Below are 11,824 nucleotides of genomic sequence, written 5' to 3'. Positions count from 1 at the left end.
ACGCACTTGTGCCAAACGCTCTGCAAGACGGTGTGAAAGGTAAATCGGTAGCGGCATCAACACATCGGTCTCTTTACATGCGTATCCGAACATCAAGCCCTGATCGCCCGCTCCGATTTCGCCGTGTTCTTGGTCAACACCCTGATTGATATCGGGTGATTGTTCTCCGATACCGTTCAAAACGGCAGCAGAACGGTAGTCAAATCCGTACGTCGCATCGGTATATCCGATTTCGCGGACAACCTGACGGGCGATTTCCTGCATCGGTGCATACGCGGTTGTCTTAAGCTCGCCTGCAATCACGCAAAAACCGTTGGAAACAAGGGTTTCGCAGGCAACGCGCGCTTTGGAATCGTGTTCGATGATATAGTCCAAAATCGCGTCACTGATCTGATCGGCCATTTTATCGGGATGTCCTTCGGTGACCGACTCAGAGGTAAAAATATAATCTTTAGGCATAGATGTCCTTGAGTAAATGTAAGTCTATAGGTTGTGGTTGTGCGGATTATAGCAAATTGCTTTTTAAGAAATCTCTTTCCCAATAAAAATCGATCCAATCCGTAGCTTCGCGTAAGCTAAAGTCAGGCTGCACTTGTGCACTGCTCTTTGTGAACAGCGTTGCAACTCTGAATTCGATGTGGGGATAGCGCGCATGAAGTTTTGGTAGAAGTGCCGCCAAAGTAGCTCCGCTGTCGACGATATCATCAACTATCAAGACGCGTTTGGAAACGCTGAAATCGCATTCTCCGAAAATCGTGAGTTCCTCTCGGCGGGTACTTTCATCATAGCTTTCGATGCGAATGCTCTGGATGTTTCGTACATCCAGTGTCATCGCCAGTGCATGTCCGAGGCTCAGACCGCCTCGTGCGACGGCTAATATCGTGTCGGGCTGAAACGGTTCGCACAGCCGGCTCAAAGGGAGAAGATCGTTTTTGAAGTGTTCGTAGGTATAAATTATCATGACGCAATCATATCATAAGGGCATCTACGCTATAATAAAAGGAATTAATTTACAAGGTTATGATTTGAAGAAATTAGCGATTATCGGCCGTCCGAATGTCGGCAAAAGCTCTCTTTTCAACCGTCTTTTGAAGCAGCGCGACGCGATTACATCCGAGCAGGCGGGAACGACACGCGATGTCAAAAAACGCGTTGCCGTCGTCGTCGACAAAGAGGTAGAGATTCTCGATACGGGCGGATTGGATGAGGGATGCGAACTCTACGACCGCATCAAAGAAAAATCGCTCAAAGCGGCACATGAAGCCGATATCATCCTCTTTATGGTGGACGGGAAAAGCCTCCCCGAAGAAGATGATAAAAAACTTTTCTATGAGCTTGAATCGATGGGAAAAGCAATCGCGCTGGTTGTCAATAAAATCGATAACGACAAAATGCAAGAAAAGCTGTGGGAGTATTACGAATTCGGTACAGACCGAATTTTCGGGATTTCAGTTGCCCATAACCGATCCCTTTTGCCGCTTTTGAACTGGATCGCTTCGGAACTTCCCGAATCATCCATCGTGAAAACGGACAGCGAAGTGGTCGAAGCGGAAGATGAACTGGACGGTTTTGATGCCGCGATGAGAGCCTCGGCAGAGGACGACGAGTTCGAAGAAGAGGATGAGGACGACGGCTTTTTTATCCCCGAAGAGGATGATGAAGAAGAGGAAACATCGATCGAAGCGCTGGAAGAAGCATATCGCGGAATCGTCAAAGAATACGAAGCGGGTGACGTCAATCAAATGAAAGTGGCGATTATCGGCCGTGTCAATGTCGGGAAAAGTTCACTCCTCAATGCATTGCTCGGGGAAGACCGCTCGGTGGTCAGCTCCGTTGCCGGGACGACGATCGATCCGATTGATGAGACGGTCGAATACAACGATAAACAGATCACCTTTATCGATACGGCGGGGATTCGTAAACGGGGGAAAATCCTCGGGATTGAAAAATATGCCTTGATGCGTACCGAAGAGATGCTCGAATCTGCCGACATTGCATTGCTGGTACTCGATGCGTCGCAACCGTTTATGGATCTGGACGAGAAGATTGCGGGATTTGTCGATAAAAACCGTCTGGCGTGTCTGATTGTCTTGAATAAATGGGATTTGGCGCCGAAAGAGGATTACGACAAGATTATCGCCGAGGTACGTGACCGCTTTAAATTTCTCAGCTACGCTCCGATCATTACGATCTCGGCGCAGAGCAAACAACGGGTTCATAAAATCTTCGATATGCTCCTCAAAATTAATGAGAACTACTCGCAGCGTATCCCTACAGGAAGATTGAATGAAGTGATCCAGGCTGCAATGCGGAAACATATCCTTCCTAGTATCAACGGGATGAATATCCGCCTCTATTTCGCGACACAGTACGATATCCGTCCGCCGCGTATCGCGCTCATTATGAATAAACCGCAGGGACTCCATTTCAGCTATCGCCGTTATTTGACGAATCAGCTGCGGGAACAGTTTGATTTTGAGGGGACTCCGGTACTCTTTAAAGCGAAAGCGAAAAGTCAGAAGAAAAAACCGCAACCGCATAAAAAACGGTCGATGTGGTAAGTAAAACCTTTTAAAAAGGCTTTACGATCACAAGTGCAACAATCCCCATTAATAATAGGGTAGGGATCTCATTGTACATACGAAAAAATTTCCCGCTTTTATAGGCCGTATTTTCTTTGAGTTTGAGGCGGAAATGTCCGAGAGAGAAGAAATAAGCCGTCAATAACGCAACCAGCGTCAGCTTGGCATGCATCCATCCACCCATAGCAAAGACATTGACTCCGTAGTGCGAGGTTGAGAGTATAATCAATGCGGTACCTGAGAGCAATGTCGCCCAAAATGCCGGGACCCCGATGTATTTGTAAATTTTCATCTCCATTACCTCGACAACATCGATGAATCCCTGATTGGTACCGTTTTCGACATGGTAGACAAAAAGGCGGGGAAGGTAAAACAAAACCGCGAACCACGAGACCATAGAGATAATATGGAACCAGAGTATCCAACTGTACATAGGCATGTCTCCTTGAGTGTTTTAAAACGGAAGGGTAGCTAAAGAAGGTAAACGGTCTTTAGAGGTGGCGGTGTACCCATCGGATGATTTCAGATGCAGGAAGTGCACCGCTGAACTGATCTACGATGCGGTTGTTTTTGAATGCGATGACGGTCGGTATGGAGCGTATGGCAAAACGTCCGGCAAGTTGCTGATGTTCTTCGGTATTGATCTTGACAAACTGGGCTTTCAGGGGAAAACTGCGTGCCGCTTCTTCGAATGAAGGTGCCATACTCTTACACGGTCCGCACCATGGTGCCCAGAAATCGGCGATAATAAGCCGTTCATCATTCAACATTAAGCGATCAAAAGCAGAAGTATCTACTGGCAGAGGTTTCGTCTCTAATAACGAAGCTTTGCAATGGCCGCATACAGCTTTGGTATAAGAGTCTTTGACTGGGATCGCGTTGACGCCCCCGCAATGGGGACAAACAATGTTGATTTTATTCATTCAAACCTCCTTGTATTATTTAGGATCAGGCCTCTTCTTCGGCGACTTCGATATCGCGAATTGAGGTAGTGTGGTGGTCTTTGACTTTGTCATGAAGGCGACGGAGTGCTTTGTTGGCACGTTCGATTGCTTTGTCGATAGCGGTATCGAGGTCTTCGTCGACGTCGGAGATGACGACAGGTTGAGCGTGGGCAATGTGCATGTCAAATTCGACTCCGACCCCTTTTTTCTCTTTGGTCACCATAACATTGACGGTGGTGATATCGAGGTGATAACGTTTGAAATTTTCAATAGCGGTTGCAATATGATCGTTTAAATGTTGGGTAAGTTTGATCTCTTTAGAACGAATTTGAGTATTCATGATTAATCCTTTTTGTTTCATATCAGTAAAAAATATAGCATACATTTTCTTAAGACGAAGCTTAAGAGAGTATGCGGTAAAATTGCTTCATGTTCAAGGAGTTATTTTGAGAGTTTTTACAGGTATTCAACCCTCGGGGGATTTACACATCGGAAATTATTTCGGTTCGATCAAAGCGATGGTTGAATCGCAAAATGAGAATGACGTATTCGCGTTTATCGCCAATTACCATGCGATGACGTCGTTAGGCGACGGTGTCAGATTGTCGCAGCTGACGATGCAGGCGGCGACTGATTTTCTGGCGCTGGGAATCGATCCGGAAAAAAGTACCTTTTGGGTACAGTCGGATGTCAAAGAGGTGTTGGAACTGTATTGGGTTTTATCGTCGTTTACTCCGATGGGTTTGTTGGAACGGGCACACAGCTATAAAGACAAAGTAGCGAAAGGGATCGCAAGTAACCATAGCCTTTTCTCGTATCCCGTATTGATGGCTGCCGATATTTTGCTGTTCGGCTCGGAAGTGATTCCGGTCGGAAAAGATCAGATTCAGCACGTCGAGATTGCTCGCGATATCGCTTTGAAATTCAACAATGAATACGGAGAGATATTCGTCATGCCGGAGTTCCGCGTCGATGAGAACGTAGCCACGGTCCCCGGAACCGACGGGCAGAAAATGTCCAAAAGCTACGGGAATACGATCACGATTTTCGGAGAAGAAAAAGCGATCCAGAAAACAGTTAAAAAAATCGTGACTGAAGCGATTGCGGTCGAAGAACCCAAAGAATACGAAGGGTGTAACGTTTATAATATCGCTAAGTTGTTTTTGGACGATGAAGGACGCAGCGCATTGCAGGAACGTTACAACCGCGGTGGCGAAGGACACGGTCACTTCAAGCTGCATTTGCATGATGTGATGTGGGAATATTTCCGTCCGTACCGCGAACGCAGAGCCTATTATGAAGCGCATCAGCACGAAGTGCGCGAGATTCTTCAAATGGGGGCACAAAAAGCACGTGCTGCGGCGGCGGAGACAATCGAAAAAGTGCGTATGGTCACCGGAATCCATTATTAGGAATGAACACGTGAAAAACTATATCCGAAAACAGATTGCCGATTCAGCGGCAACGAAACAGGCGATTTTGGAAAACGATCCGTTGCTGGAGGTGATTGTAGACGTCGCAAAAGCGTGTGTCGAGGTGTACCGGAAAGGGAAAAAGACGCTTTTAGCCGGAAACGGCGGTTCGGCGGCCGATGCACAGCATATTGCGGCGGAACTGGTCGGGCGCTACGGATTCGATCGTCCTTCGATCCCATCACTGGCACTTACGACGGATACGTCGAATTTGACGGCTATCGGGAACGATTACGGATATGACAAGGTGTTCTCTAGACAGCTGGAAGGGATGGCACAGGAAGGTGACCTCTTTATCGGTATCTCGACATCGGGGAACTCACAGAATATCGTCAATGCTTTCGAGTCGGCTAAAACACGAGGGGTTACAACGGTAGCGCTTGTCGGACGAGACGGCGGGAAAATGGCATCGATGGCCGATTATGCGATAGTCGTCCCGTCCAATGCGACACCGCGCATTCAAGAGTCTCATATCCTCATCGGACATATTTTGTGTGACATTATCGAAAAAGAACTTTTCGGAGGCGGTGTTGCGTAAAGCACTCTTTCTCGACCGAGACGGCGTGGTCAATGTTGAGAAAAATTATCTTCATAAAATCGAAGATTTCGAACTTGTGGAGGGGATTGTCGATGTATGCCGCGCCTATCAGGAGCAAGGGTATCTGATTATCATCGTAACCAATCAATCTGGGATCGCCCGAGGATATTATTCCGAAGAAGATTTTGCAATACTCAGCCGATGGATGAAAGAGCACTTTCGGGAACTCGGTATTACTATCACCCATATCTATCACTGTCCTCACCATGAGGATATCGATGGAGCGTGCGAATGCCGAAAACCTGAACCGGGGATGTTTCTACAGGCGCAAAAAGAGTACGATCTGGAGATGAACCTTAGCGTCATGATCGGAGATAACGAACGGGATATCGAAGCCTCCCGCAAAGCGGGGGTCGGATGGAACGTTCTCCTCTCTGACAACGCAGAAGGTTCAAGTGCTGACCGCACGATTCATACGCTGAGGGAGCTTCTGTAATGCGGATCATTAATACCGGAGGAACGTTTAACAAACGATACGACCCTATTCGGGGGGAGCTGTTTGTCCCTAAAGACGACCTGGCGATCAAGACGATCCTCTCATCGTTGGCAACCGATATCTCCCTAGAGGGGATCATTTATAAAGACTCTTTGGAGATGGACGTCGATGATCGCATCATATTGGGAGAAACGATTGCCGTTTGCGAAGAAGATGTGTTTGTCGTCGTTCACGGAACCGATACGATGGATCTGAGCGCAGAATACGTAGCGGGACTGGGATTGGATAAAACGGTTGTTTTTACGGGTGCCATGGTCCCTTTTCATATTGACCCGATCGAAGCGACGGCCAACCTCGCTATGGCGATCGGTTATGCCCGCAATGTATCGGCGGGTGTGTACATTGCTATACAAGGGGTTATGGGGAGTTTTAAAGAGGTCAAAAAAAATAAGAGCATAGGAAAATTTGAATATGTCTAAGGTGAAATGCGATCACTGTCATTTGGAATTCAGCGATGAGGTGATGATCCATGACGGAGAGTATCGCTTTTGCTGTAACGGTTGTAAAGGGATTTTTCATCTGTTAAAAGATGAAGGCTTAGAAAGCTTTTACAGCAAGATGGGAGATACGACCCTCTCCCCACCGACCGAACAATTCGAAGCGAGTACGAACTTCGATACTCCGGCATTTCATGAACGTTTCGTCACAACGACGAAGGAGGAGCTGTTGCAAGTCTCTTTGATCATCGAAGGGATACACTGTGCGGCGTGTGTATGGCTGAACGAAAAAGCGCTCCATAAGATGGAGGGCGTTATCGAAGCGCATATCAACTATACCAACAACAAAGCCCGCATCACATGGGATCCGGCTCAGGTAAAACTCTCGGCGATTATCGATATGATCCGTGCAATCGGCTATGATGCATTTCCCTACGATGCCTCTTTGCAGGAAGTCCGAGCCAACAAAGAACGAAAAGAGTATTACCTGCGGATGGCGGTAGCCACGTTCGCGACGATGAATATGATGTGGATCGCCGTGGCTCAATATGCGGGATATTTCACGGGAATTACCCAAGAGGTAAAAACGATTCTCAATGTTGCCGAGTGGGTTTTAGCGACACCGGTTTTGTTTTACAGCGGTTGGGTTTTTTACCGCGGTGCTTATTACGGATTGCGCAATCGTGCCGTTACGATGGATTTATTGGTTGTAACGGGTTCGAGTTTGGCATATCTGTACTCGATCTATATTACCCTTCGCCAAAGCGGAGAAGCTTATTTTGACTCCGTCTCGATGATTATTACGTTTGTATTGTTCGGGAAGTTTTTGGAAGTGTTGAGCCGTAAAAATGCGGCGGATACCCTCGATGTCATCGGAAAACATATCCCCAGAGAGGTGAGTATCGTAGAAGGGGATAACGTCAAGACCGTCGATGTTAACGACGTTAAAATCGGCGATACGATTTTGATCCGTTCGGGAGAACGGGCTGCAATAGACGGGGAAGTGATCAGCGGAGAGGGGAGCTTCGATGAGAGCAATCTCACCGGAGAGAGCGAACCGATCTTCAAACAGATCGGGGATCGGATCATTAGCGGTACAACGAGTATCGATGCTTTGATCCATTACCGTTCTACCAAAGATTTCGCCCATTCGACCCTCTCGAATCTGGTCAATCTGCTCGAAAATGCAATGGCACACAAACCTTCAATCGAGCAGCTGGCGAATCGGTTATCGCAACATTTTTCTTCGACGATCCTTTTTCTGGCGATCGCGACGTTTTGGGCTTGGTATTTTTGGCCGCACAGTTTCGACCGTTCCTTGATGGTTGGGATATCGGTGATCATCATCGCGTGTCCGTGCGCATTGGCTCTTGCAACCCCTGTTGCGACGTTGGTGGGATTGGCACTGGGTGCGAAAAGGGGGATTCTCTTTAAATCCGCCGCGCAGATCGAAATTATGGCGAAAGCGACGATGGTTGTTTTGGACAAAACCGGTACGATCACGATGGGAAGACCCGAAGTAGTCAATGCGACGGTCCATGCCCCTTTCGATCCCGTCTATCTTTATGCCCTCGTTTCATCTTCCAAACATCCGATTAGCCGAGGGATAGCCGAGTATATCGAACGCGATCATGAGGATATCGTTACGGGAAGTATCGAAGAAGCTCGCGAAGTTCCTGCACGGGGAATGATAGGACGTGCCGAGGGGGTAATGATCGCAGGGGGGAATGCTCTTTTGATGCAGGAACTCGGTATCATTATCGAGGCGGTGAGTGACAAGAGCGTTTTTTATTATGCCGTGAACGGTATTTTGTGCGCCGTTTACGAGTTACGTGATTTGCCGAAAGAGGGAGCCGCAGCATCGATCGAAAAACTGAAAAGTTTTAATCTGCGGGTAGCTATGCTGACGGGCGATCATCAAAGTGCCGCGGATCGTGTCGCCGGCGAAGTCGGTATCGATGAAGTTCATGCCCATTTGAGCCCGGAAGAAAAAGCGGCGTTCATTACCGATGCACATAATGCAGGGCATGTTGTCGTGATGGCGGGAGACGGGGTGAACGATCTCTTGGCATTGGCGAATGCCGATATCGCGATTGCGATGGGAAGCGGAAGCGATATCGCAATCGAAGTAAGCGACGTCGTGCTGATGAACGATTCGTTGAGATCGCTTTCCGAAGCCTTTGCGATTAGCCGTAAAACATACGGCTTGATCAAACAAAATCTTTCGATTTCGCTTGTTTATAATTCGATCACGATACCTTTGGCGATGATGGGGTACGTCATTCCGTTGATCGCCGCGATTTCGATGTCGTTTAGTTCGCTTCTGGTCGTAGGAAACTCGATGCGTGTACGTTTGATGTATAAATAAAGGGGATTATGTGGACAGCTGGGTTATCGCTATGATGCTTGGAGCATCGTTGTTTTTAGGGGCTATCGCATTAAGCGCATTTTTATGGGGAATTAAAAACGGTCAGTTTGATGACGAGAAAAAGATGATGAATCAGGTATTATATGATGATGAGAGCGAACTCAATGATGCTGCGGAACAACAGCGTAAACAACAGTCTCATACGAAAAAAGAGGAATATCGACCGGAATAGTCAAGAAGGGCTTACCGCATACGCGGTAAGCGAGGTATTATTTAAGACCTGCTACGTAAGCAGCGATTGCTTTGATATCAGCATCTGACATAGAAGCAACTTGACCTTTCATTAATGCACCCATACCGTGAGTATTTTGAGTACCAGCTTTGTAACCTTGAAGTGATTTTTCAATCGCAGCAGCAGATTGACCTTTTACGACATTTGATTTACCAAGAGCTTGTTTTTCAAAAGATGCACCATGACATGCAGCACATTTTGCAGTAAGAGCTTTTCCATCAGCAGCCATCAATGAAACACCAGCGAACAACATTGCAAGAGCAATTTTTTTCATTCTTTATCTCCGTTTAAAATTTCGGCACCATTATAGTCTTAGCAATCTTAAATGACTCTAACATCATCACAAGAAAATCAAATTTTTTTACGGAGCAGAAGCTCACAAAAATATCGATATAATTATTGATATAAAGGGTGATTTTTGATGAAAATATTAGTTCTGAACGACAGCAGAGCGGGGCATTTGAATCAGTGCCTCGCGTTTGCAAAATTGCTGAATGCCGAGTATACGGTGGCAAATGTGCGCTATCCGAAGCGTTTTTTAAAAGCACTGAGCTATCTGTTCGACAAGATGGGCATCTACAGCGACGCATTGTTCGAATGTACGGTTCCCGAAGGGGTGTTTGACGTCGTCGTTGCGGCAGGATCGACGAGTGCTTATCCGCTGAAAGTACTTTCTCGAAAACTTGGGGCGAAATCGGTCAGTATGATGTTGCCGAGGGGATATCGTTATGATTGCGATGTCATTTTCGCGCAAGAACACGATACTCCTCCCTCGGCGGCAAATATCATCCCTATCGCGGCAAATTTCAGTTTCATCTCTCCGGCAGGTTTATTTCGTGCTTCTTCTCCCTCTATCGGGATCGTGATTGGCGGCGACAACAGTGTGTTTCACCTTCAGGCAGATCGATTGGAAACGCAATTACGGGCGATAATCGATGCATTTGAGGGATATTTTTTTGCCGTAACGACCTCTCCTCGAACTTCAAAAGAGGTCGAAGCTCTTTTGGAACGTTTTACTTTCGGCTATCAGGTGATCTACTCCTGCAATCCCGTCAATCCGATACCCGATTTCCTCGATCAGTGCGAACGTGTTTTCATCACTCAAGATTCGACGTCGATGATTTCGGAAGCCGTCAGTTACGGCAATGCGTACATCGAAGTGCTTCCGCTGGAAGGAAAAGGGGAGAATAAGTTCTCCAGATTGGTCGGAAGATTGGAAGAAGAGGGATATCTTCATGTATATGACGGGACATTTGCTCAGGCGAACCGTAAAATCGCTTTTCGGGAGATTCTCCGAAAAGCGGGGTTTTAGTCCCCCCGGATTTGGGTATAATTAGATAATTAATGACAGGTAATGATAAGTATGAAAGATAAAATATGTATCGTCGGATTAGGGTATGTGGGGCTTCCTCTGGCTGCCGCATTCGCAAAAAAATACGATGTCGTCGGTTTTGACATCAACGAAGCGCGCGTAGCAGAACTTCGAAGCGGGCATGACGCCACATTGGAGTTGGAGTCCCACGAACTGACGGCGGTGCAAGAATCACTGACGTTCACGACCAATCTGGAAGATATTCGCAAATGCAATATTTATATCGTTACCGTACCGACTCCTATCGACAGTTCGAACCGTCCCGATCTGACGCCGTTGCAAAAATCATCCGAGAGTGTCGGAAAAGTTTTGGCGAAAGAAGATATCGTTATCTATGAAAGTACGGTCTATCCGGGTGTGACGGAAGAGGTGTGCGTCCCTATTCTCGAGAAAGTATCTGGGTTGATCTTTAACCGCGATTTTTACTGCGGTTATTCACCGGAACGGATCAATCCGGGCGACAAAGAACATACGGTGACGAAAATCCTGAAAGTTACCAGCGGTTCAACTCCGGCGATAGCCGAACGGGTAGATGAACTCTATCGGAGCATTATTGTGGCCGGAACCCACAAAGCTTCCAGTATCAAGGTTGCAGAAGCGAGCAAAGTGATCGAAAATACCCAGCGCGACGTCAATATCGCTCTTATCAACGAATTGGCTTTGATCTTTGATACGATGGGAATCGATACGAACGAGGTTATTGAAGCGGCAGCGACCAAATGGAACTTTATTAAACTGCGTCCCGGTTTAGTCGGAGGACATTGCATCGGGGTCGATCCATACTATCTTACGCACAAAGCCGAAGAACTCGGGTATCGTCCGAATCTGATTTTAGGGGCGCGTCAGATCAACAACGGGATGAGCAAATACATCGCTGAAAAAACGATCAAAGAGATGATCAAAGCGGGAAAAGTGATCAAAGATGCCCGTATTTTGATTCTTGGGGTCACTTTTAAAGAAGATTGCCCCGATATTCGCAATACCAAAGTGATCGATATCGTCGATGAGCTGCAAGAGTACGGATGTTCGGTGGATATTTTCGATCCGTGGGTAGACAATGCCGAATTTAAACACCATTACGGATTCTCGATCAGTGCTGATCCTTTTGCATCGAATCAGCGTTACGCTGCCGTTATCTTAGCTGTGGCGCACCATCAGTTCAAAGAAATATCCCAAAGTCAATTGGAAGCACTTCAAGAAGGGCAACCCGTCATTATGGATGTCAAAGGGATCGTTGAAAACCCGACGTGGAGACTCTAAGAG

General features: G+C 47.0%; 15 protein-coding genes. 9 read left to right on the top strand and 6 right to left on the bottom strand.

Annotated features, from left to right (window positions below; genetic code table 11):
• Together Q0389_RS08680 and Q0389_RS08675 are read right to left on the bottom strand one after the other, a co-directional pair.
• Positions 1-459: S-adenosylmethionine synthetase N-terminal domain-containing protein (locus Q0389_RS08680; RefSeq protein ID WP_298693530.1), on the bottom strand; the 459-nt coding region annotated here is incomplete at its 3' end.
• 46 nt (positions 460-505) lie between these two features.
• Positions 506-961 carry a phosphoribosyltransferase gene (locus Q0389_RS08675; protein WP_298693528.1) on the bottom strand — a complete coding sequence of 152 codons (456 nt, stop codon included), beginning with the start codon at positions 959-961 and terminating at the stop codon, positions 506-508.
• A gap of 64 nt (positions 962-1,025) precedes the next feature.
• On the opposite strand from Q0389_RS08675, the gene der reads away from it, so the two are divergent.
• Complete coding sequence (gene der / locus Q0389_RS08670; protein WP_298693526.1) at positions 1,026-2,561, top strand: ribosome biogenesis GTPase Der; 1,536 nt, start codon at positions 1,026-1,028, stop codon at positions 2,559-2,561.
• A gap of 10 nt (positions 2,562-2,571) precedes the next feature.
• On the opposite strand, the gene Q0389_RS08665 is transcribed toward der, so the two are convergent.
• The 3 genes from Q0389_RS08665 to raiA are packed head-to-tail and all read right to left on the bottom strand — an operon-like array spanning position 2,572 to position 3,866.
• A complete protein-coding gene (locus tag Q0389_RS08665) occupies positions 2,572-3,015 on the bottom strand; it encodes a CopD family protein (RefSeq protein WP_298693524.1) in 444 nt (147 codons plus the stop codon).
• A 58-nt stretch (positions 3,016-3,073) separates the two neighbouring features.
• Complete coding sequence (gene trxC, locus Q0389_RS08660) at positions 3,074-3,505, bottom strand: thioredoxin TrxC (RefSeq protein ID WP_298693523.1); 432 nt, start codon at positions 3,503-3,505, stop codon at positions 3,074-3,076.
• A 25-nt stretch (positions 3,506-3,530) separates the two neighbouring features.
• Positions 3,531-3,866 carry a ribosome-associated translation inhibitor RaiA gene (gene raiA, locus Q0389_RS08655; protein WP_298693521.1) on the bottom strand — a complete coding sequence of 112 codons (336 nt, stop codon included), beginning with the start codon at positions 3,864-3,866 and terminating at the stop codon, positions 3,531-3,533.
• Positions 3,867-3,972: 106 nt separating this feature from the next.
• Here raiA and trpS point away from each other — a divergent pair, with 106 nt between their 5' ends.
• Genes trpS through ccoS form a run of 6 tightly spaced genes read left to right on the top strand, consistent with a single transcriptional unit; the run spans position 3,973 to position 9,129 of the window.
• Complete coding sequence (gene trpS, locus Q0389_RS08650; protein ID WP_298693519.1) at positions 3,973-4,938, top strand: tryptophan--tRNA ligase; 966 nt, start codon at positions 3,973-3,975, stop codon at positions 4,936-4,938.
• Positions 4,939-4,948: 10 nt separating this feature from the next.
• Positions 4,949-5,536, top strand: coding sequence for an SIS domain-containing protein (locus tag Q0389_RS08645; protein WP_298693517.1), 588 nt, complete (start codon positions 4,949-4,951; stop codon positions 5,534-5,536).
• Positions 5,529-6,032: a D-glycero-beta-D-manno-heptose 1,7-bisphosphate 7-phosphatase gene (gmhB, locus tag Q0389_RS08640; RefSeq protein WP_298693516.1), complete on the top strand. Its 504-nt coding sequence runs from the start codon at positions 5,529-5,531 to the stop codon at positions 6,030-6,032. Before Q0389_RS08645 ends, gmhB begins: the two co-directional genes overlap by 8 nt.
• Entirely contained in the window at positions 6,032-6,511 is a 480-nt protein-coding gene (locus Q0389_RS08635; protein WP_298693515.1) for an asparaginase domain-containing protein, read from the top strand. The genes gmhB and Q0389_RS08635 overlap by 1 nt, the downstream gene beginning before the upstream one ends.
• The gene (locus Q0389_RS08630; protein WP_298693514.1) at positions 6,504-8,897 is read left to right on the top strand and encodes a heavy metal translocating P-type ATPase; all 2,394 of its coding nucleotides are present in this window, start codon (positions 6,504-6,506) and stop codon (positions 8,895-8,897) included. The genes Q0389_RS08635 and Q0389_RS08630 overlap by 8 nt, the downstream gene beginning before the upstream one ends.
• A gap of 10 nt (positions 8,898-8,907) precedes the next feature.
• A complete protein-coding gene (ccoS, locus tag Q0389_RS08625) occupies positions 8,908-9,129 on the top strand; it encodes a cbb3-type cytochrome oxidase assembly protein CcoS (protein WP_298693513.1) in 222 nt (73 codons plus the stop codon).
• A 37-nt stretch (positions 9,130-9,166) separates the two neighbouring features.
• Here ccoS and Q0389_RS08620 read toward each other — a convergent pair whose 3' ends face one another.
• Entirely contained in the window at positions 9,167-9,463 is a 297-nt protein-coding gene (locus Q0389_RS08620; RefSeq protein ID WP_298693512.1) for a c-type cytochrome, read from the bottom strand.
• Between the two features lie 147 nt (positions 9,464-9,610).
• On the opposite strand from Q0389_RS08620, the gene Q0389_RS08615 reads away from it, so the two are divergent.
• Positions 9,611-10,501 (top strand): ELM1/GtrOC1 family putative glycosyltransferase, encoded by an 891-nt coding sequence (locus tag Q0389_RS08615; protein WP_298693511.1) that lies wholly within the window; start codon positions 9,611-9,613, stop codon positions 10,499-10,501.
• A 51-nt stretch (positions 10,502-10,552) separates the two neighbouring features.
• Positions 10,553-11,821 carry a nucleotide sugar dehydrogenase gene (locus Q0389_RS08610; protein ID WP_298693509.1) on the top strand — a complete coding sequence of 423 codons (1,269 nt, stop codon included), beginning with the start codon at positions 10,553-10,555 and terminating at the stop codon, positions 11,819-11,821.
• Positions 11,822-11,824 lie beyond the last annotated feature (3 nt).

Source organism: uncultured Sulfuricurvum sp. (genome assembly GCF_937936435.1).
Classification (GTDB): Bacteria; Campylobacterota; Campylobacteria; order Campylobacterales; family Sulfurimonadaceae; genus Sulfuricurvum.
This window is presented reverse-complemented; position numbering and strand designations above follow the sequence as displayed.